Below are 19,821 nucleotides of genomic sequence, written 5' to 3'. Positions count from 1 at the left end.
AATGAACCACACCCCTTGCGTCGCCATCGGCCTGAGCCTGCTCAGCCAACCACTGTGGGCTGCCGACGGCGGCTTTTTCGAGGACGCCAGGGCCAGCCTCAGCGCCCGCAACTATTACTTCAGCCGTGATTACTCGGACATCGTCGGCGCCAACCCGCAGTCCAAGGCCGAGGAGTGGGCCCAAGGCTTCATCCTCGATTTCAAGTCCGGCTATACGCCGGGCCCCGTCGGTTTTGGCGTGGATGCCCTGGGCCTGCTCGGCATCCGTCTGGACAGCAGCCCGGACCGGGTCAACACCGGCCTGTTGCCGGTACACGGCGATGGTCGCGCCGCCAGTGAATACAGCCGCATCGCCCCGACGTTCAAGGCGCGGCTGTCCAAGACCGAACTGCGTGCAGGCGAGCTGCAGCCCAACCTGCCGGTGCTGACCTTCAGCGATATCCGCCTGCTGCCGCCGACCTACCAGGGCGTGAGCCTGAGCTCCAGTGAAATCGACGGGTTGACCGTGCAGGCCGGCCACCTCAGCTCCACCCACCTGCGCAATGAAGCCGGCGACGGCAAGCTCAACGCCATGCTTGGCCATGTGCCCATGCGCCAGGCCGAGAGCGATGCGTTCAATTATGTCGGCGGCGACTACGCGTTCAATGCCAACCTGAGCAGCCTGAGCCTGTGGCACGGGCAGTTGGAAGATATCTACCAGCAGAGTTTCGTCGGCTTCAAGCACAGCAAACCGGTGGGTGACTGGGTGCTCAGTGCCAACCTGGGCTACTTCACTGCCCGCGAGGATGGCGATGCGCTGCTGGGGGATATCGACAACCAGGCATTCTTCTCGATGTTCACCGCCAAGCGTGGGGGGCATAGCTTCGGCGCCGGTTACCAGGCCATGTACGGCGACAGCCCGTTCCCGCGGGTGTTCGCCAACATCAGCCCGCTGGGCAACGAAGTGCCGACCTATGAGTTCGCCTATACCGACGAGCGCTCGTATCAGCTGCGCTACGACTATAACTTCGCGGCCATGGGGGTCCCAGGGTTAACGGCCACGGTGCGCTATATCACCGGCGACAACGTCGACACCGGCAAGGGGTTCGAAGGGCGCGACCGCGAGCGGGACATCGACCTGGGGTATGCGGTGCAGAGCGGGGTGCTCAAGGGGTTGGGGATTAGGGTGCGCAATGCCATGGCGCGGTCCAATTATCGCAGTGATATCGATGAGAACCGGTTGATCCTGGTGTACACCTGGCAGTTGTTCTGACGTTCAATTCAACAATGCCGGGGCCGCTGTGCGGCCCTTTCGCGACACAAGGCCGCTCCTACAGGACATCGCGGTAACTTGTAGGAGCGGCCTTGTGACGCGAAAGGGCTGCGAAGCAGCCCCAGCATTGCCTGGGAAGGCATCCGCCCAAACAACCCACTCCCGCTTTTGTGCATCCGACAGAGGCCGCCCTGCCAGACAACTGTCAGCATGCGAGGCATCAGCACAGGAGTAGCCCCATGAAAGTCGTCATCGCCCCCGATTCGTTCAAGGACAGCCTCGACGCTGCCGGTGTCGCCCGCGCCATCGCCAGCGGCCTGGCCGCCGTGTGGCCGCAGGCCACCCTGGTCGAGTGCCCAATGGCGGATGGCGGCGAAGGCACCATGGAGGCCATCGTCGCCGCCAGCCAGGGCGAACAGCGCCGCCAGCAGGTGCGTGGGCCACTGGGTGCGAGCGTGGAAGCTGCCTGGGGCTGGCTGCCTGAAAACCGCACTGCGGTGATCGAGATGGCCCAGGCCAGCGGCATCCAGCTGATCCCCAGCGCCCAGCGCGATGCCTGCCGCAGCAGCACCTGGGGTACCGGCGAGCTGGTCGCCGCTGCCTTGGCGGCCGGCGCCCGGCGCATTGTCCTGGCCATCGGCGGCAGCGCCACCAACGACGGCGGCAGTGGCATGCTGCGCGCCCTTGGCCTGCGCCTGCTGGATGCACAAGGCCAAGCGCTGGCCGAAGGCGGCCTGGCCCTGGCGCAACTGGCCCGCATCGACGCCAGCGGCCTCGACCCGCGCCTGGCGCACGTGCAGGTGGAGGTGGCCGCCGATGTCGACAACCCGCTGTGCGGCGTCAATGGCGCTTCGGCGATTTTCGGCCCGCAGAAGGGCGCCAGCCCCGAGCAGGTGCAGGCGCTGGACCAGGCACTGGGCCATTTCGCCGACCATTGCGCGCAGTTGCTGGGCAAGGATGTACGTGACCAGCCGGGCAGCGGCGCGGCCGGAGGCATGGGCTTCGCGGCCAAGGCCTTCATGGGCGCGCAGTTCCGCCCTGGGGTCGAGGTGGTGGCTGAGCTGGCACAGCTGGATACGTTGGTGCAGAGCGCCGACCTGGTGATCACTGGTGAGGGGCGATTCGATGCGCAGACCCTGCGTGGCAAGACGCCCATGGGTGTCGCACGGGTCGCTAAACGCCATGGCGTGCCCGTTGTGGTGCTGGCTGGTACCTTGGGCGCGGGCTATGAGCAGCTGTATGCGCACGGCATCGACGCCGCATTTGCCCTGGCCAGCGGGCCGATGAGCCTGGAGCAGGCCTGTGCCGACGCGGGCAATCTGCTCAAGGCACGGGCAGGGGACGTTGCACGGTTGTGGCAGGTGGCGCGGCGCTGAGCCGCACCACTCAGGCAGCACTCAAGCGCGCGGCAGGCGCCCGCTGACAAAGTGCGCCACATCGTTGAAGCCGGGCGTGGAGGCATGGCCCGGGGTTACCAGCGAATCGATGAAAGCTTCGTCCTCGGCGGTTACCTTCACCTCCAGGGCACCGGCGTAGGTGTCCCACTGCGCCTCGGTGCGCGGGCCGACGATGGCCGAGCTGACCAGGCGGTTGTTCAGCACCCAGGCAATCGCGAACTCGACGATGCCCACGCCCTTGGCCTCGGTGTAGGCGTGGATCTTCTGGGCGATGCTCAGCGACTCCTGGCGCCATTCCACTTCCATGATCCGCTTGTCCTGGCGCCCGGCGCGGCTGCCGGCGTCCGGCACGGAGCCTGGGGCATACTTGCCGCTGAGCACGCCACGGGCCAGCGGGCTGAATGGCACCACGCCCAGGCCATGGTAGGCCGCTGCGGTCAGTTGCTCAGGCTCGGCCTGGCGGTTGACGATGTTGTACAGCGGCTGGCTGACCACCGGCTTGGCCACGCCGAGCTGGTCGGCGACGTTGCAGATCTCGGCGATGCGCCAGCCGCGGAAGTTGGACACGCCCCAGTAGCGGATCTTGCCTTGCGCCAGCAGGTCGCCGATCGCCCGCACGGTATCGATCAGTGGCACGCTGTGGTCTTCGCGGTGCAGGTAGTAGATGTCCAGGTAGTCGGTGCCCATGCGCGTGAGCGTGGCTTCGATGGCGTTGAACAGGTGCTTGCGCGACAGCCCGCTGCGGTTGGGCAGGCCATCCACCGGGCCGTAGCCGGCCTTGGAGGCGACGATCCACTCCTGGCGGTTGCGCGCCACCGCCTCGCCGACGATCTCCTCGGAACGCCCGCCGTTGTACACATCGGCGGTGTCGACGAAGTTGATGCCCTGGTCCCAGGCCTTGTCGATGATGCGCAGGGCGTCTTCGGTGCTGGTCTGTTCACCGAACATCATGCTGCCGAGAGTGAGGGCCGAGACTTGCAGGCCACTGTGGCCGAGGGGGCGGTAGATCATTGCCGGGAATCCTTTGCGTGCGATGAGGGTCAGGTGTTTTTACACAGAACCCGGGCACTTTGAAAGGTGCAGGTGCCAGCCTTGCCCTGGTGCGCGGGTTGGTCGATGCTTGACCGTGCGCCAATCGATTACCAGGGAGCAGGCCCATGAAGTCGCAGCGGATCATCGCCATCGTCACCAGCCTCGCCATGCTCGGCACTTCGCCGCTGCTGCTGGCGGACCCCGGCAATGGCCAGGGCAAAGGCAACGCCCATGGCCAGCAGCACGATAAACCCGGCAAGGGCAAACCCGACAAAGCTGGCAATGCCTACCACGGCGGGCCTCAAGTGGATATCGGCGGGGTGCGGATCACCCTTGACCGCTACCATGACTACTGGGCACCTGCGGCGCCTTTGCCGCCAGGCATCCAGAAAAACCTCGCCCGCGGCAAGCCGCTGCCCCCGGGCATAGCCAAGAAACTCGACGGCAGGCTGCTGGGCCAACTACCCCATTACGATGGCTATGACTGGCTCCAGGCGGGGACCGACCTGATCCTGGTGGCGGCTGCCACTGGCCTTATCTATGAGGTGCTGCACGGCGCGCTGGACTGAGTCAGTCTGGCCAGGCATCTATCAGCTCCCGCGCCTCGCGGCTGGACAACGGCCGTTTCATCCGTTGCGACAGCACCGCCATGGCCCGCGCATAGCCCTTGGCGATCACCGCTTCGAGCTGGTCGTCGATGCATTGCAGGGCGATGAAATCGCCGTGCTCGGGCTCACCGACATACTCGATGCGGTTCCACTGGCGGCCATGCCCGAGCACCTCGAGGGTGCGCCCATGCTGGTAGGTCCAGAAGAACGGCACATCATCGTAGCGGCGCCGCTCGCCGAGCATGTTGGCGGCCGCGATCACCCCCTGTTGCTGGGCCAGGCGCCAGTGCTCGATGCGCACCGGGCGCCCGGCGAGGGGGAAGGTGGCGATATCGCCGGCCGCCCACAGGCCTTCGGCGGCCTGCAGATGGGCGTCGACCTGCACCGAGCGGTCTTCGCCCAGTTGTAGCCCCTGGAGGCACCCGGTAGCCGGCGTGACGCCCGTACCCAGCAGCACCAGTGGTGTGGCCAGGCGCTCGCCGTTGGCGAGGACCACTGCCTCGACCCGCTCACCGCCTTCGAAGGCGGCCACTTCGGTGGGGCCATGGAACACCACTCCCTTGCGCTCGTGCAGCTCGCGCAGGCTGAGGCCGATGCGCTCGCCCAGCTGTTTCGCCAGCGGTACCGCATGGCGGGTCACCACATGCACCTGCAGGCCGTACTTGCGCAGTGCCGAAGCCGCTTCCAGGCCGATGAAGCCATCGCCGACGATCACCACCGGCTGGCCGGGTTCGGCCAGGTCGAGCAGGCGCGCGGCGTCCTCGCGCGAGCGCAGCACGCAGATGCCAGGCAATTGCACGCCGGGCAGTTCGGGGCGCTTGGGCTTGCCGCCGGTGGCCAGCAGGGCCGCGTCGTACTTCAGGCGCTGGCCATCGGCGAGGACGATTTCACGGCTGGCCACGTTCAGGCTGCGCACCTTGGCGTGCAGGCGCTGCAACGGCTTCTGGCGCAGCACGTCGGGCTCCAGCAGCGTCGGCACCTCGTCCGGCGGCATCTGCCCGGCGATGACGAATTTGCTCAGGGCGGTGCGATCGTAGGCGCTGGGCTGTTCCTGATCGACCCAGACCAGGCGCCCGCCGAAACCATGGTCGAGCAGAGTGGCCACGGCCGCTGAACCGGCAGCGCCGGCACCGACCACCACGAACACCCGTGCATCACTGTGGCGGGGCGCTGCCGCCAGGGGCAGGGCTTGATCATCGACCCAGACCTGGTCGCCCTTGATCTGCACGGGGTAGCGGCGCAGGCCCGTCAGCGCAGGCGGTTCGCACACCGCGCCCTCATCCACGGCGAATGCAGCCTTGTGCCAGGGGCAAACCAGCAGGCCGCCGCATACCACGCCTTCATCGAGCGGCGCGCCTTCATGGGGGCAGTTGCCCTGGTAGGCGCGCACCTGGTCGCCATGGCGAACCAGGATCACCTCTTCGGCCCCGGCCTGAACGCGCAGGGGGCGCTGTTGATCGAGTTGGGCGAGGGTGGCCACGGGGTGCAGGGGCATGGGCGTTCTCCGCAGGGCTTGGTAATCATTTGACGCCTGGCCTGGGTGGGGTATGCGGCAAGCCGACGACCGGGCAGGTGCTTACAATTGCTCACAAGAATATCAAATGAGACTAAATTGACTCATTAGGCATGCCTGAGTACCATTCGCGCCGTTTTCAATCAAAAGCTCGGGTGATGTGATGAGCAACTTGCGTGCAATTGGGGTGGCCAGTTGGCTGGCGGTGGCCGTGGCGCTGGCCGGGTGTGACTCGGCGGGTGAACCGCAGGCCGCTGCGCCTGCAGCATTCCCGGTGGAACTGGTGACAGTGGCCAGCGAGCCGCTGAGCCTGGCTTCGACCCTGCCGGGCCGGGTCGAACCGATGCGGGTGGCGCAAGTGCGGGCCCGGGTGGCCGGTATCGTGCTGCACAAACGTTTCGAAGAGGGTGCCGACGTCAAGGCCGGCGATGTGCTGTTCCAGATTGACCCGGCGCCGTTCCAGGCTGCCCTGGCTCGCGCCAATGGCGATCTGGCGCGGGCCCAGGCGGTGCAGCAGGAAGCCCAGGCACGGGTCAAGCGCTATGAGCCGCTGGTGAAGATCGAAGCCGTCAGCCGCCAGGACTTCGACAGCGCCAACGCCACGTTGCGCAGCGCCCAAGCCGCGGTGCGTTCAGCCCAGGCAGATGTCCAGACGGCGCGGCTGAACCTCGGCTATGCCACGGTCACGGCGCCGATCTCCGGCCGTATCGGTCGCGCCCTGGTCACCGAAGGTGCGCTGGTGGGGCAGGGCGACGCCACGCTGATGGCGCGGATCCAGCAGCTCGACCCGATCTACGTCGACTTCACCCAGTCCGCCGCCGACGCCCTGCGCCTGCGCCAGGCACTGCAGGATGGCGCGCTGGCCGGTGGCGACGACACGGCGCTTATGGCCCAGGTCGAAGGCACCGACTACCAGCGCCAGGGCACCCTGATGTTCACCGACGTCGAGGTCGACCGGGGCACCGGCCAGGTCACCCTGCGCGGGTGCTTCGATAACGCCGACGGGACGCTCCTGCCAGGCATGTACGTGCGGGTGCGCACCCCGCAGGGCACCGATCGGCAGGCCATCCTGGTGCCGCAACGCGCCGTGCAGCGCGGCAGCGACGGCGAAGCACGGGTGATGGTGGTGGGCACCGGCAACCTGGCCGAGGCCCGCGCCGTGCGTACCGGGGTGATGCAGGGCGCACGTTGGCAGATCACCGAAGGGTTGCGCGAAGGCGACCAGGTGATCGTCGGCAGCCCGGCAGGCCTGGCCCCTGGCATGCCGGTCAGCCCGGCCCAGGCACAGCAAGCCGCAGCGCATTGAGGCGAGGGTAGCGAAATGTCCAAGTTCTTCATCAATCGGCCGAACTTCGCCTGGGTCGTGGCGCTGTTCATCTCCCTGGCCGGGCTGCTGGTGATCCCGCTGCTGCCGGTGGCCCAGTACCCCAACGTCGCCCCGCCGCAGATCACGGTCACCGCCACCTATCCGGGCGCATCGGCCAAGGTGCTGGTGGAGTCGGTGACCAGCGTCATCGAAGAGTCCCTCAACGGTGCCAAGAACCTGTTGTACTTCGAGTCCACCAACAACTCCAACGGCGTGGCCGAGGTGGTGGTGACCTTCGAGCCCGGGACCAACCCCGAGCTGGCCCAGGTCGATGTGCAGAACCGCCTGAAGAAGGCCGAGGCCCGTATGCCCCAGGCCGTGCTGGCCCAAGGGCTGCAGGTGGAGCAGAGCAGCGCGGGCTTTTTGCTGATCTATGCGCTCAACTACCAGCAAGGCTTCGAAAAGGCCGACACCACCGCCCTGGGCGATTACGCCGCACGCAATATCAATAACGAACTGCGCCGGGTGCCGGGCGTGGGCAAGCTGCAGTTCTTCTCCTCGGAAGCGGCCATGCGCGTGTGGGTCGACCCACAGAAGCTGGTGGGCTACGGCCTGAGCATCGACGATGTCGGCAACGCCATCCGTGGCCAGAACGTGCAAGTGCCGGCCGGCAGCTTCGGCAGCGCGCCAGGCGCCAGCGAGCAGGAACTGACCGCGACCCTGGCCGTGCAAGGCACCTTGGACAACCCTGAGGCGTTCGGCCAGGTGGTTCTGCGCGCCAACCCAGACGGCTCGCTGGTGCGCCTGGCCGACGTGGCGCGCCTGGAAGTCGGCATGGAAAGCTACAACTTCGGTTCGCGCCTGGACGGCAAGCCGGCAGTGGCCGGCGCGGTGCAGCTGGCGCCGGGCGCCAACGCCCTGAAAACCGCCGAGCTGGTCAAGGCGCGCCTGGCCGAACTGTCCGCGTTCTTCCCTGAAGGCGTCGAGTACTCGGTGCCTTACGACACCTCGCGGTTCGTCGACGTGGCCATCGAGAAAGTCATCCATACCCTGATCGAAGCCATGGTGCTGGTATTCCTGGTGATGTTCCTGTTCCTGCAGAACATCCGCTACACGCTAATCCCCTCGATCGTGGTGCCGGTGTGCCTGCTGGGCACGCTGATGGTGATGAAGCTGCTCGGCTTCTCGGTGAACATGATGACCATGTTCGGCATGGTGCTGGCCATCGGCATCCTGGTGGACGACGCCATCGTGGTGGTGGAGAACGTCGAGCGGTTGATGGCCGAAGAGGGTCTGTCGCCCGTGCAGGCGACCATCAAGGCCATGGGGCAGGTGTCCGGTGCGATCATCGGTATCACCCTGGTGCTGTCGGCAGTGTTCATGCCGCTGGCGTTCATGTCCGGCTCGGTGGGGGTGATCTACCAGCAGTTCTCGCTGTCGCTGGCGGTGTCGATCCTGTTCTCGGGCTTCCTGGCCCTGACCTTCACCCCGGCGCTGTGCGCCACGCTGCTCAAGCCGGTGCCCCAGGGCCACCATGAAAAACGCGGCTTCTTCGGCGCCTTCAACCGCAGCTTCGCGCGTCTTACCGATCGCTACTCGGCGCTGAACAGCGCGCTGGTTCAGCGTGCCGGGCGCTACATGCTGGTGTACGCCGGCATCCTGGCCATGCTCGGTTATTTTTACCTGCGCCTGCCGGAGTCCTTCGTGCCAGTCGAAGACCAAGGCTATGCCATCGTCGACGTGCAACTGCCGCCGGGCGCCAGCCGGGTACGTACGGATGCCACCGGCCAAGCCCTGGAGCAGTTCCTGATGTCCCGCGAGGCGGTGGCCTCGGCGTTCGTGGTCAGCGGTTTCAGCTTCTCTGGCATGGGGGACAATGCCGCACTGGCCTTCCCGACCTTCAAGGACTGGTCGTTGCGCGGCGCGGACCAATCCGCGGCGGCCGAGATCGACGCCATCAACGGGCGCTTCGCCGCCCATGGCGACGGCACCCTCACCGCCGTGAACCCACCGCCGATCGACGGCCTGGGCAATGCCGGTGGCTTCGCCCTGCGCCTGATGGACCGGGGCGGCCTGGGCCGTGAAGCGCTGCTGGCCGCCCGCGACCAGCTGCTGGCCGGTGCCAACGGCAACCCGGTGATTCTGTACGCGATGATGGAGGGCCTGGCGGAGTCGCCGCAGCTGCGGGTGCAGATCGACCGTGAGCAGGCCCGCGCCCTGGGCGTGAGCTTCGAGACCATCAACAGTACCCTGGCCACCGCCTTCGGTTCGGCGGTGATCAACGACTTCACCAATGCCGGGCGCCAGCAGCGCGTGGTGGTGCAGGCCGAACAAGGCGAACGCATGACCCCGGAAAGCGTGCTGCGCCTGTACGCACCCAACGCCAGCGGTGAGCAGGTCCCGTTCAGCGCCTTCGTCACCACGCGCTGGGAAGAAGGACCGGTGCAACTGGTGCGCTACAACGGCTACCCGTCGATCCGCATCGCCGGTGATGCGGCACCGGGCCACAGCACCGGCCAGGCCATGGCCGAAATGGAGCGCTTGGTCAGTGAGCTGCCGCCCGGCATCGGCTATGCCTGGACGGGGCTTTCGTACCAGGAAAAGGTCTCCAGCGGCCAGGCCGGCAGCCTGTTCGCCCTGGCCATCCTGGTGGTGTTCCTGCTGCTGGTGGCGCTGTACGAAAGCTGGGCGATTCCGTTGACGGTGATGCTGATCGTGCCGATCGGCGCCCTCGGTGCGGTGCTGGCGGTGATGGCCACCGGCATGCCCAACGACGTGTACTTCAAGGTCGGCCTGATCACCATCATCGGCCTGGCGGCGAAGAACGCCATCCTCATCGTCGAGTTCGCCAAGGAGCTGTGGGAGAAGGGCTACAGCCTGCGCGACGCCGCCATCGAGGCCGCGCGCCTGCGTTTCCGTCCGATCGTGATGACCTCCATGGCCTTCATCCTCGGCGTGGTACCGCTGGCCATCGCCACCGGCGCCGGTGCTGCCAGCCAGCGCGCCATCGGCACCGGGGTGATCGGCGGCATGCTCAGCGCGACGTTGCTGGGGGTGGTGTTTGTGCCGATCTGTTTCGTCTGGGTGCTGTCGTTGCTCAAGCGCAAGCCAGCGCCGCAGGCTGTCGTGGTGGCCAAGTGATGTTCATGGGTACTCGTGTTATTCCGTTGGTCCTGGCCTGGACCCTGGCGGGCTGTTCCCTGGCGCCGACCTATGAGCGCCCCGAGGCGCCGGTGCCGGCGCAGTGGGGCGACGCTGCCGGGCATCAAGGCCCGGTGGTGGATCAGCTTGACTGGCAGGCATTCATCGTCGACCCGGTGCTGCGTCAGCTGGTGGGCGCCGCGTTGGGTAACAACCGTTCGTTGCGCCAGACCCTGCTCGACATCGAGCAGGCCCGCGCGCAATACCGCATCCAGCGCGCCGACCGGGTGCCCGGCTTGAATGCCGCTGCATCGGGCAATCGCCAGCATCTGCCGGCGGCGCTGTCGAGCAATGGACGTGAGGGCGTCAGCAGCACCTATCAGGTGGGTCTGGCGCTGCCGGAGTACGAGCTGGACCTGTTCGGCCGGGTCAAGAGCCTGAGCGATGCGGCGTTGGAGCAGTACCTGGCCAGCGAGGAGGTCGGCCGTGCCGCGCACATTGCCTTGATCGCCGAAGTCAGCCAGGCCTACCTGACCCTGGATGGCGCCGAGCGCAGCCTAGCGCTGACCCGCCAGACCCTCGCCAGCCGCGAGGATTCGCTGACCCTGGTCGGCCAGCGCCGCGCCGCCGGCACCGCCACCGCGCTGGACCATCAGGAGGCGTTGGGGCTGGTCGAGCAGTCCCGGGCCGACCTCGAAGCCACGCTGCGCCAGCAACGCCAGGCCTATAACGCCCTGGTGCTGCTGCTGGGCGACGCGCAGGCGGCCAAGCTGATCCCGGGTGAGCGCCCGGACCAGCCAATGGTGCTGCAGGACATCACCCCTGGCCTGCCGTCGGCGCTGATCGAGCGCCGCCCGGACATCCTCGCCGCCGAGCACCGCTTGCGTTCACGCAACGCCGATATCGGTGCGGCGCGGGCGGCGTTCTTCCCGCGCATCAGCCTGACCGGCAGCTTCGGCACCTCCAGCGCGCAGATGTCCGGGTTGTTCGACGGCGGTTCGCGCAGCTGGAGCTTCATGCCCAAGCTGTCGCTGCCATTGTTCGATGCCGGCCGCAACCGCGCCGGCCTGAGCCTGGCCGAGGCGCGCAAGGATTCGGCGGTGGCGGCCTACGAGGGCACGATCCAGACCGCATTCCGCGAGGTGGCCGATGCCCTGGCCGCCACCGACACGCTACGCCGTGAGGAGGCCGCGCGTCGGGCGCTGGCCGATACCAGCCGGGCGACCGAGGCCTTGGCCAAGGCGCGTTATGAGGGTGGGGTGGATAACCATCTGCGCTACCTGGACGCGCAGCGTAGCAACTTCGTCAACGAGGCGGCCTATATCCAGGCCAGCACCCAGCGCCAGTTGGCCCTGGTCGACCTGTTCCGCGCCCTGGGTGGCGGGTGGCCGATGAAGGGCTAGGCAACGACTCCTTTGGTTGGGTTATCCAACCCTCTGGCCCCTGGGACCCGTGCCCAGGGGCCTTTTTTTGCAGTGGGTGGGATGGCCCTTTCGCCTGTAGGAGCGGCCTTGTGCCGCGAAAGGGCTGCGCAGCGGCCCCGGCAATCTATGTGGTAACGCTGGGGCCGCTTTGCGGCCCTTTCGCGGCACAAGGCCGCTCCTACAAAGACAGTTGCTCCCACAAGGTTCGTGGGGGGCGGCTTCAGGCCGGCGCCTGGGCCCCGTGGATGAACAACTGCTCCAGGGTCAGCGCCGAGGTGGCACTGGCCGCCCGGCCGCGGCGCTCGGCGTCGACCATGCTGAAGATCATGCTCAGGAACATCTCGGTGAACACCGCCGCGCTGATATCGATGCGCAGCGCACCCAATTGCTGGGCGCGCAGGAAGAATGCGTCCATGGCCTGGGTATAGGCATGCCAGCGACGATCCTCGCTGTCGCCCAGCAAGGTATCGGGGCGGTACTGGAACATCAGGAAGGCCAGCATCTCGCGGTGCTTGAGGTGCTCGGCGATCAGGTGGCGCAGCCCAGGCAGCGGCTCGACCTGCGTGAGGTCGGCGTCGCGGATGACCTGGTTGAGCACCTGCTCGCCATGGTTCTCCAGCATCTCGATCAGGTTGTCGCGGGTGCCGCAGAAGCGGTGCAGGGTGGCCTTGCTGACGCCGGCGGTTTCGGCCAGCTCCTTAAGGGTCGCCCGGGGGTGGACCACCATGGCGTTGGCCAAGGCCTTGAGCAGGCGTTCGTCGTGAGGGGTGGGTTGCATCGGGTTGCCTCGCGTGGTTCGCATGCTTGGCATTGTGCAGAAAACAAAAGAAGGATCAAGAATAAAGGTCTCTTTTGAGACTTTTATGGATCTTTGCGACCACTTCGCGGAGAAACCCGCGAAGTGGTCGCAGCGCAGAACGATCAGTGCGGCGCGCGCGGAATGGTCTTGAGCAGGTCTTCCGGGCTGATATGCCCGACCACCTGGGCCACGGCGCTGCCTGGGGTGGGCAGGTCGATGATATGGCTCTTCATCTTGCCGATCACATGCATCTCGCACGGCTTGCAGTCGAACTTCAGGGTGAGTACTTCATCGCCCTGAATCAGTTGCATCGGTGCGACCTTGGTCCGCACGCCGGTGACGCCCTTGGCCTGCTTGGGGCACAGGTTGAAGGAGAAGCGCAGGCAGTGCTTGGTGATCATCACCGGCACTTCGCCGTGCTCTTCATGGGCCTCGTAGGCGGCGTCGATCAGTTGCACGCCATGGCGGTGGTAGAAGTCGCGGGCCTTCTGGTTGTAGACGTTGGCCAGGAACGACAGGTGCGACTCGGGGTACACCGGCGCTGGCGTGGTCTCGGCCTTGCGAGCGCCACGGGGGTGGGCCTTGACCCGCGCCTCGGTCAGCGCCTCGATGGCTTCGCGGCGCAGGGCCTTGAGCTGCGAGTTGGGGATGAAGTACGCCTGCGGCGCGTCCAGCTCGATGGCGTTGGCGTGGTACATGGTGGTGCCGAGCTGGCCGAGCAGGTCGTGCAACTGGTCAAGCGCCTGTTGCGGCTTGTTGGCGGCACCGAACGGGCCATCCAGGGCCACCTGCACGCTCACGCCTTCCTCGCTGCTGAGGGTCAGCATCAGGCGCTGCTCACGCAGCACCGCGTGCCACTCGACGCCCACCCGGCGCTCGGCCGAGGTGCGCTGCAGGGCTTGCTGCCAGTTGTGGTCGAGGTTGCGCGACAGCGGGTGGTTGGGGCGCAGCTTGTACAGGCCCTCGGGCATCTCGTTGGGCTCGACGCGGTAGCGGTAGCGCTTCTGGCCGTCGTCTTCGGACTCGCTCTTGAGTTCGGCGATGTTGGCGCGGAAACCCACCACCTCACGCTTGACCAGCACATTGAGACCGTCGCCGTTGCTAAGCGGGACGTCGGTCACTACCTGCAGGTCGCGCTTGCCGACTTTCTCCACCACGCCCACCGGCAGGCCGGTGAAGGTCGGCGAGTCGAAGGCGCCGATGTCGATCTTGCGATCGCTGACGAAGTAGTCGGTGCTGCCGCGGTGGAAGGTCTTGTCCGGGTCGGGCACGAAGAAGTGCTCGGTGCGCCCGCTGGAGGCGCGGGCCAGCTGCGGGCGGCCTTCGAGGATGGCGTCCAGCTCTTTGCGGTAGTGGGCGGTGATGTTCTTCACATAGCCCACGTCCTTGTAGCGGCCCTCGATCTTGAACGAGCGCACGCCGGCATCCACCAGGTCGGCCAGGTTGGCGGTCTGGTTGTTGTCCTTCATCGACAGCAGGTGCTTCTCGAAGGCAACCACACGGCCCTGGTCGTCCTTGAGGGTGTACGGCAGGCGGCAGGCCTGGGAGCAGTCGCCACGGTTGGCGCTGCGCCCGGTCTGGGCGTGGGAGATGTTGCACTGGCCGGAGAAGGCCACGCACAGTGCGCCGTGGATGAAGAACTCGATGGCCGCGTCGGTTTCGGCGGCGATGGCGCGGATTTCCTGCAGGTTCAGCTCACGGGCCAGTACCAGCTGCGAGAAACCGGCCTGGTCGAGGAACTTGGCCCGGGCCAGGGTGCGGATGTCGGTCTGGGTGCTGGCGTGCAGCTCGATCGGCGGGATATCCAGCTCCATCACCCCCAGGTCCTGCACGATCAGCGCATCGACCCCGGCGTCATACAGCTGGTGGATCAGCTTGCGCGCCGGCTCCAGCTCGTTGTCGTGGAGGATGGTGTTGATGGTGGTGAACACCCGCGCGTGGTAGCGCCGGGCGAACTCCACCAGCTCGGCGATCTCGCTGACCTCGTTGCAGGCGTTGTGGCGCGCGCCGAAGCTCGGGCCGCCGATATAGATGGCGTCAGCGCCGTGCAGGATCGCCTCGCGGGCGATGCTCACGTCACGGGCAGGGCTGAGCAGTTCCAGGTGGTGCTTTGGAAGGGACATGTCGTTATAGGTTCGGGCTGTCACGGTAAGGCGGGCATTGTAGCGGTGAAATCGGGCGGGGGCATCCATAACCGATGAACTTGCGTACATAAGGGTAACAGGGAGGGGGACCTGGTATTTTTGTCAGTTCTGGTGACTGGCGGTGGGTGATAAGGTCGATCCAAAGCGCCTATTCGCGGAGGGGGACTTCATGGCAACCACCTATCTGCCGATGCTCGACAGGCTACAGTCGCTGCTTGGTGGTTCAGGCTTTCGTCGGGCCTATACGCCCTACGGGGTTCTGTTCAGTGGGCGAGGATCTTCACTGGCGTACTGTGGTCAACTGCGTGACCCTTCGACGGGTAATTACCACCTGGGCAATGGCCATCGCACTTTCGATCCACTACTGATGCGGTTTCACTCGCCTGATCGCTTGAGCCCGTTTGGTGCGGGAGGGTTGAATGCTTATGCATACTGCCGAGGGGATCCGGTCAACTTCAGTGATCCCGATGGCAAGATGATGAGGCGGCCAACGCAGTCGCCTGATATCACCACAAACCCCCAGTCGATGAGCAACGATCTCGCCATGGTCGCCGGGGCGCTGGTGTTGCAGGATGCTGCCCTGCTGAAGTACATGCTGGGCACCGAATACTATGTTCGGCAAGCAAGGCCGCATTTTGCAGCAGAAGATTATGGGCGGTTGCCGCGAACGCCAACGGCCATGGAGTATGGATTAGCTGTCGGCTCTACAACGCTGAGTACGGCCGCAGGCATATCCGGTCTGGTTAACAAGTGGCAACCGGAGCCCAGCCCGTGGCTCACTACTGTCATCGAAGTGTTGACGCCCTTGTCGGCATACACGAGTGGCAAGGTCACCGGGAAGCTGTCCGAGTGGAAGGAATTGTTCACTACGGCCAAGAATATTTCCGATGCGGTCACCGCCAACGGCACGACGGCGCAACAGATCAGGAATGGCTCTGGTGCGAGGACGCTCGAACAACTGCAGGCTCAGGATGGGGGCGAAGTGGGCAGGCGGATGGATGCTGTCAGACAAGGGTCTAAGGGGCGCGAGACCTCCGTTTTAATCAACCCAAGTTGAATTCCACGATGCGATCGGGTCCACGGATGCGCCGTAAAGGTTTCCTGGACCCTTGAATTGTGGGATCAGTCTTTCGCGGCCATTGCCGTGACTTCCACACGCATCCCCTCGAACGCCAGAGAAGCCACGCCCACCGCCGCGCGCACCGGCCACGGCTTTTTGAAGAACCGCTGGTACACCTCGTTGAAGGCAGCGCGGTCGGCCATGTCGGTCAGGTAGATGGTCAGGTGAAGCACCCGGTCCATCGAGCTGCCGGCGCGCTCCAGGGCGACCTTGAGTGCCTGCAGGGTGCATTCGCACTGGGTGGTGATGTCGCCCAGTTCGAGGCTGCCATCGGCCTGCACGGGGATCTGGGTGCTGACCAGGATACCGTTGTATTCGGCAACGTCCGAGGAAATCGAGTCGGCGTCCGGGTCGGGGGTGTAGATGATGTCGCTGTTAGCCATGGGATTTTGCCTTGCAACGGAAGGAAACTGCCAAGCCTACGCGAGCGGGTCGGGCAGGTCGAGCGGGGGCAGTCGGTCGCGGGCATTTGAAATGCGCGGCGCGGGCGGTCAGAATCGCGCCCCGACCCGGCCACAGGTGCCGGGCCCAGGTTGTGAGAAGAGGCTTGCGTTGAACGAACACACATTGTCCATGCGCCTGGAGCGCGTGGCCGCCCATGTGCCGGCCGGGGCGCGCCTGGCCGATATCGGCTCGGACCATGGCTACCTGCCGGCGGCGCTGGTGCGCCGCGGTGCGATTGTCGCGGCGGTGGCCGGCGAGGTGGCGCTCACGCCCTATCAGGCCGCACGGCGCACCGTGCGCGAAAACGGCCTGGATGATCGCATCACGGTGCGTCACGCCAGTGGCCTGGCAGCCATCGAACCGGGTGACGGCATCACCGCGATCAGTATCTGCGGCATGGGCGGCGAAACCATCCGCGACATCCTCGAGGCCGGCAAGCAACGCTTGAGCGGCAAGGAACGCCTGGTGCTGCAGCCCAACGGCGGTGAGCAGCCGCTGCGCCAGTGGCTGATGGACAACGACTACCGCATCCGCTGCGAAGAAGTGTTGCGCGAGCACCGCTTCGACTACGAAATCATTGTTGCCGAGCGTTGCGAGGCGGTCGTCTACAGCGCCGAACAGCTGTACTTCGGCCCGCTGCTGATGGAGCAGCGCAGCCCGGCGTTCCTGTTCAAGTGGCAGCGCATGCTGCGCCAGAAACAGCAGACCCTCGATAATTTCGAGCGTGCTCGCCAGCCGGTGCCCGAGGACAAGGTGCAGGACATCGCCCGTCAGGCCCGCTGGATCAGCGAGATGCTCGCCGCCTAACGCGGGTTGGCCACGCTGGCCGGCACTTTAAGCACCAGCAGGCCCCCGAGCACAATGGCCACCGCCAGCACCTGCAGCGCCAGGCCAGGGCTGTTGGCGGTGTCGCGCATCCAGCCGATCAGGTAGGGCGCGAGAAACGAGGCGATGCTGCCGAACGAACTGATCATGGCGATCCCCGCCGCCTGGGTGCTGCCCGCCAGGAACGCCGGGGGCAGTTGCCAGAACATCGGCAGCGCGGCACTGGCGCCCATGCCGGCCACTACCAGGCCACTCATCACCAGCAACGCATTGCCCGGTGCCAACCCGGCCACGGCGATGCCGGCGGCGGCCATCAGCAGCGGCACGCACAGGTGCCAGCGGCGCTCCCGGTGGCGGTCCGACGAGCGCCCGCAACCGAGCATGAACAGACAGCCGGCCAGGTAAGGCACGGCGCTGAGCAGGCCGACCTGGCCATCGCTGCCGATCCCGGCGCCATGGATCAGGCTAGGCATCCAGAACGCCAGGGTGTTCACCGCCAGCATCACCGCAAAATACACCGCCACCAGCAGCCACACCTGGGCGTTGCCCAGCAGGCCCGTCAGCGAACTGACCGGCTTGCGCTGTTCTTCGCCGTCCAGTTCCTCGCGCAGGGCGCGTTTCTGTTCGGCGCTGAGCCAGCTGACCTGCTCGAAGCTGTCCGGCAGCCACTTGAGCACCACCAGCCCCAGCAGCACCACGGGTAAACCTTCGATCAGGAACATCCACTGCCAGCCGCGCAGGCCGCCGTGGTCATGGAAGGCTTGCAGGATGCCGCCGGACAGCGGCCCGCCGACCACCCCGGCCAAGGGCACGGCGATGGCGAACAGCGCGGTCACCTGGGCCCGGCGTCTGGCCGGGTACCAGCGGTTGAGCACCACCAGGATGCCGGGGAAGAAGCCGGCTTCGGCCACGCCGAGCAAAAAGCGCAAGGTATAGAAGCCGGCTGCGTCCTGCACCCACAGCATGCCGGTGGACAGCAGGCCCCAGACCACCATCAGCGTGGCGATCCAGCGGCGTGGCCCGACCCGGTCCAGGGCCAGGTTGCTGGGCACGCCGAACAGCGCGTAGGCCACGAAGAACAGGCCGGCACCCAGGCCGTACACCGTGTCGGAAAAGCCCAGGTCGGCGCTCATCTGCATCTTGGCGAAGCCGATGTTGATGCGGTCGAGGTGGGCGAACAGGTAGCACACCAGCAGCAGCGGCATCAGCCGCCAGGTGATGCGTGCATGGGTGGCGGCCGGCGAATGGGCGGGCAGGGCAGCAGCGGTTTCGATCATGATCGGCTTCCGGAACGTTCTTGTAGTTGTTCCGGACGATCATGGGGCGGCAAGGCAGGTGGGCAAATGCACTTTGGGCATGACGGCTGGTATTTTTCCCGGCCGTTTGCGCAGGCGTCACTGCTGCGAGCAGTTGCCCATTTCGCGGTAGTCGACCTGGTGGGTCTGGCCCTGGTGGTCGACGTAGACCATGTGCGCGGTGCCCACCTGGCAATCGGCGGCGTTGCTGGCTGGGGTGATCGAGATGACCTTGGCCACGTCCATCGGCATGCCGTATTCGTAGCTGCTGCTCACGGGCTGTTGGGTGGCGCTGTCGGCGAGGGCGCCGAACGAGGCGAGGGTGGCGGACAGGGCGACAACAGCGATCGAACGTTTCATGACAGGCTCCTCGTTTTCGGGATGTGTCCATGATCCATTCATTGGTGTTTCACAATAAATGGGCTAACCCGTGATAGATTCCTGCCTTTCATGTATGAATGAGAGCCCACCTCATGGACATGCTGCATGCGATGCGCACCTTTGCCCGGGTAGTGGAGTGCGGCAGTTTCGCTGCCGCCGCCAACGCCCTGGACATCTCGGCGGCGCAGGTGTCGCGGATCGTCGCGGAGCTGGAAAACCAGCTGCAGACACGCCTGCTGCACCGCACCACCCGGCGCCTGCGCATGAGCGAGGCGGGCGAACGTTTTCTCGAGCGCTCGCGCCAAATCATGCTGCTCACCGAAGAGGCCATGGACGAGGCCCGTGGCGCCCACCTCACGCCCCGCGGCCGGCTGCGCTTGCACTGCACCCATGGCCTGGGCCTGCTGATGATGCCGCTGGTGGCGCGCTACAACGCCTCCTGCCCGGAAGTGGTGATGGAGTTGACCTTGTCGCAGCGCAACCCCGACCCGCTGGCCGAGGGGCACGATGTGGTGATCGCCATTGGCCAGGGCTTGCCCGATTCGCAGCTGATCGCCATCCCGCTGGGCAGCATCCACAGCATTCTCTGCGCCTCGCCGGATTACCTGGCCCGGCACGGCGTGCCCAAACAGCCGCAGGACTTGCACGCGCACACCTGCCTGCGCACCGTCGATCCGCTGTTCGAAGAGGATTGGACCTTCGGCAAGGCACCGGAAAGCTGCGTCATCGCGCCCCAGGATACCTTCCTCACCAATGTCGCCGACGCGATGGTCAAGGCCACCGAGCTGGGCATGGGGGTAGGGTTGCTGCCGTACTACTCGGCCAGCCAGGCCATGCAGGAAGGGCGCCTGTGCCGGTTGCTGGCGCCCTATCGGCTGCGCCAGCGTGAGATCTATGCGATCTACCCGTCGCGGCATTACCTGGATGCCAAGGTGCGTACCTGGATCGATTACCTCAAGGAGCAGTTGCCGTTGCTGTTCGCCGAGCACCAGCGGGTGGTGGATGAGGCGCAGTATTGGCGGTAGGCGGAGGGCCATCGCGGGGGTGAGCCCCCGCCCCCCCCAACCAGAGCGCCCGGACGTCGCCCTCCAACAAAAAAAAAAAAAAAACACCCACCAACACCACAAAATCATAAAACAA

Annotated in this window: 16 protein-coding genes; 9 read left to right on the top strand and 7 right to left on the bottom strand. The window is 66.0% G+C overall.

Annotated features, from left to right (window positions below; all coding sequences use genetic code 11):
- Position 1 precedes the first annotated feature (1 nt).
- Positions 2 to 1,252 carry an OprD family porin gene (locus ABE459_RS19340; protein ID WP_323831035.1) on the top strand — a complete coding sequence of 417 codons (1,251 nt, stop codon included), beginning with the start codon at positions 2 to 4 and terminating at the stop codon, positions 1,250 to 1,252.
- A gap of 239 nt (positions 1,253 to 1,491) precedes the next feature.
- Positions 1,492 to 2,628, top strand: a complete 1,137-nt coding sequence (locus ABE459_RS19335) for a glycerate kinase (protein WP_323831036.1) — start codon at positions 1,492 to 1,494, stop codon at positions 2,626 to 2,628.
- Positions 2,629 to 2,649: 21 nt separating this feature from the next.
- On the opposite strand, the gene ABE459_RS19330 is transcribed toward ABE459_RS19335, so the two are convergent.
- On the bottom strand, positions 2,650 to 3,660 hold the full coding sequence (locus ABE459_RS19330; protein ID WP_323831037.1) for an aldo/keto reductase: 1,011 nt from the start codon (positions 3,658 to 3,660) through the stop codon (positions 2,650 to 2,652).
- Between the two features lie 146 nt (positions 3,661 to 3,806).
- Here ABE459_RS19330 and ABE459_RS19325 point away from each other — a divergent pair, with 146 nt between their 5' ends.
- Complete coding sequence (locus ABE459_RS19325) at positions 3,807 to 4,250, top strand: anti-virulence regulator CigR family protein (RefSeq protein ID WP_323831038.1); 444 nt, start codon at positions 3,807 to 3,809, stop codon at positions 4,248 to 4,250.
- 1 nt (position 4,251) lies between these two features.
- On the opposite strand, the gene ABE459_RS19320 is transcribed toward ABE459_RS19325, so the two are convergent.
- The gene (locus ABE459_RS19320) at positions 4,252 to 5,784 is read right to left on the bottom strand and encodes an FAD-dependent oxidoreductase (protein WP_323831039.1); all 1,533 of its coding nucleotides are present in this window, start codon (positions 5,782 to 5,784) and stop codon (positions 4,252 to 4,254) included.
- 181 nt (positions 5,785 to 5,965) lie between these two features.
- Here ABE459_RS19320 and ABE459_RS19315 point away from each other — a divergent pair, with 181 nt between their 5' ends.
- The 3 genes from ABE459_RS19315 to ABE459_RS19305 are packed head-to-tail and all read left to right on the top strand — an operon-like array spanning position 5,966 to position 11,652.
- Positions 5,966 to 7,108, top strand: coding sequence for a MexC family multidrug efflux RND transporter periplasmic adaptor subunit (locus ABE459_RS19315; protein WP_323831040.1), 1,143 nt, complete (start codon positions 5,966 to 5,968; stop codon positions 7,106 to 7,108).
- Positions 7,109 to 7,123: 15 nt separating this feature from the next.
- Positions 7,124 to 10,249 carry an efflux RND transporter permease subunit gene (locus ABE459_RS19310; RefSeq protein WP_323831041.1) on the top strand — a complete coding sequence of 1,042 codons (3,126 nt, stop codon included), beginning with the start codon at positions 7,124 to 7,126 and terminating at the stop codon, positions 10,247 to 10,249.
- Entirely contained in the window at positions 10,249 to 11,652 is a 1,404-nt protein-coding gene (locus tag ABE459_RS19305) for an efflux transporter outer membrane subunit (protein WP_323831042.1), read from the top strand. The genes ABE459_RS19310 and ABE459_RS19305 overlap by 1 nt, the downstream gene beginning before the upstream one ends.
- Before the next feature lie 241 nt (positions 11,653 to 11,893).
- Here ABE459_RS19305 and ABE459_RS19300 read toward each other — a convergent pair whose 3' ends face one another.
- Positions 11,894 to 12,451 carry a transcriptional regulator gene (locus tag ABE459_RS19300; protein ID WP_125858662.1) on the bottom strand — a complete coding sequence of 186 codons (558 nt, stop codon included), beginning with the start codon at positions 12,449 to 12,451 and terminating at the stop codon, positions 11,894 to 11,896.
- 143 nt (positions 12,452 to 12,594) lie between these two features.
- Positions 12,595 to 14,595: a U32 family peptidase gene (locus ABE459_RS19295; protein ID WP_323831043.1), complete on the bottom strand. Its 2,001-nt coding sequence runs from the start codon at positions 14,593 to 14,595 to the stop codon at positions 12,595 to 12,597.
- Between the two features lie 190 nt (positions 14,596 to 14,785).
- Between ABE459_RS19295 and ABE459_RS19290 the strand changes: the two genes are divergently transcribed.
- A complete protein-coding gene (locus ABE459_RS19290) occupies positions 14,786 to 15,673 on the top strand; it encodes an RHS repeat-associated core domain-containing protein (RefSeq protein ID WP_323831044.1) in 888 nt (295 codons plus the stop codon).
- A gap of 65 nt (positions 15,674 to 15,738) precedes the next feature.
- On the opposite strand, the gene ABE459_RS19285 is transcribed toward ABE459_RS19290, so the two are convergent.
- Positions 15,739 to 16,119 (bottom strand): RidA family protein, encoded by a 381-nt coding sequence (locus tag ABE459_RS19285; protein WP_323831045.1) that lies wholly within the window; start codon positions 16,117 to 16,119, stop codon positions 15,739 to 15,741.
- 169 nt (positions 16,120 to 16,288) lie between these two features.
- Here ABE459_RS19285 and ABE459_RS19280 point away from each other — a divergent pair, with 169 nt between their 5' ends.
- Complete coding sequence (locus ABE459_RS19280; RefSeq protein ID WP_323831046.1) at positions 16,289 to 16,987, top strand: tRNA (adenine(22)-N(1))-methyltransferase TrmK; 699 nt, start codon at positions 16,289 to 16,291, stop codon at positions 16,985 to 16,987.
- Here the strand turns inward: ABE459_RS19280 and ABE459_RS19275 are convergent.
- Together ABE459_RS19275 and ABE459_RS19270 are read right to left on the bottom strand one after the other, a co-directional pair.
- Complete coding sequence (locus ABE459_RS19275; RefSeq protein ID WP_258704224.1) at positions 16,984 to 18,282, bottom strand: MFS transporter; 1,299 nt, start codon at positions 18,280 to 18,282, stop codon at positions 16,984 to 16,986. The genes ABE459_RS19280 and ABE459_RS19275 overlap by 4 nt on opposite strands.
- 117 nt (positions 18,283 to 18,399) lie before the next feature.
- On the bottom strand, positions 18,400 to 18,660 hold the full coding sequence (locus ABE459_RS19270; RefSeq protein ID WP_125464116.1) for a DUF2790 domain-containing protein: 261 nt from the start codon (positions 18,658 to 18,660) through the stop codon (positions 18,400 to 18,402).
- A 113-nt stretch (positions 18,661 to 18,773) separates the two neighbouring features.
- Between ABE459_RS19270 and ABE459_RS19265 the strand changes: the two genes are divergently transcribed.
- Complete coding sequence (locus ABE459_RS19265) at positions 18,774 to 19,706, top strand: LysR family transcriptional regulator (protein WP_125464115.1); 933 nt, start codon at positions 18,774 to 18,776, stop codon at positions 19,704 to 19,706.
- Positions 19,707 to 19,821: the final 115 nt, after the last annotated feature.

This window comes from Pseudomonas sp. TWI923, from assembly GCF_039673365.1.
GTDB classification, from domain to species: Bacteria; Pseudomonadota; Gammaproteobacteria; order Pseudomonadales; family Pseudomonadaceae; genus Aquipseudomonas; species Aquipseudomonas sichuanensis.
The sequence above is the reverse complement of the archived record's forward strand: the minus strand, read 5'-3'. Positions and strand labels throughout refer to the sequence as shown.

What these genes read in the sequence shown, in the direction of transcription:
- ABE459_RS19340 (WP_323831035.1), top strand. Translation starts at nt 2, where the DNA reads ATGAACCACACCCCTTGCGTCGCCATCGGCCTGAGCCTGCTCAGCCAA.
- ABE459_RS19335 (WP_323831036.1), top strand. Translation starts at nt 1,492, where the DNA reads ATGAAAGTCGTCATCGCCCCCGATTCGTTCAAGGACAGCCTCGACGCT.
- ABE459_RS19330 (WP_323831037.1), bottom strand. Translation starts at nt 3,660, where the DNA reads ATGATCTACCGCCCCCTCGGCCACAGTGGCCTGCAAGTCTCGGCCCTC.
- ABE459_RS19325 (WP_323831038.1), top strand. Translation starts at nt 3,807, where the DNA reads ATGAAGTCGCAGCGGATCATCGCCATCGTCACCAGCCTCGCCATGCTC.
- ABE459_RS19320 (WP_323831039.1), bottom strand. Translation starts at nt 5,784, where the DNA reads ATGCCCCTGCACCCCGTGGCCACCCTCGCCCAACTCGATCAACAGCGC.
- ABE459_RS19315 (WP_323831040.1), top strand. Translation starts at nt 5,966, where the DNA reads ATGAGCAACTTGCGTGCAATTGGGGTGGCCAGTTGGCTGGCGGTGGCC.
- ABE459_RS19310 (WP_323831041.1), top strand. Translation starts at nt 7,124, where the DNA reads ATGTCCAAGTTCTTCATCAATCGGCCGAACTTCGCCTGGGTCGTGGCG.
- ABE459_RS19305 (WP_323831042.1), top strand. Translation starts at nt 10,249, where the DNA reads ATGTTCATGGGTACTCGTGTTATTCCGTTGGTCCTGGCCTGGACCCTG.
- ABE459_RS19300 (WP_125858662.1), bottom strand. Translation starts at nt 12,451, where the DNA reads ATGCAACCCACCCCTCACGACGAACGCCTGCTCAAGGCCTTGGCCAAC.
- ABE459_RS19295 (WP_323831043.1), bottom strand. Translation starts at nt 14,595, where the DNA reads ATGTCCCTTCCAAAGCACCACCTGGAACTGCTCAGCCCTGCCCGTGAC.
- ABE459_RS19290 (WP_323831044.1), top strand. Translation starts at nt 14,786, where the DNA reads ATGGCAACCACCTATCTGCCGATGCTCGACAGGCTACAGTCGCTGCTT.
- ABE459_RS19285 (WP_323831045.1), bottom strand. Translation starts at nt 16,119, where the DNA reads ATGGCTAACAGCGACATCATCTACACCCCCGACCCGGACGCCGACTCG.
- ABE459_RS19275 (WP_258704224.1), bottom strand. Translation starts at nt 18,282, where the DNA reads ATGATCGAAACCGCTGCTGCCCTGCCCGCCCATTCGCCGGCCGCCACC.
- ABE459_RS19270 (WP_125464116.1), bottom strand. Translation starts at nt 18,660, where the DNA reads ATGAAACGTTCGATCGCTGTTGTCGCCCTGTCCGCCACCCTCGCCTCG.
- ABE459_RS19265 (WP_125464115.1), top strand. Translation starts at nt 18,774, where the DNA reads ATGGACATGCTGCATGCGATGCGCACCTTTGCCCGGGTAGTGGAGTGC.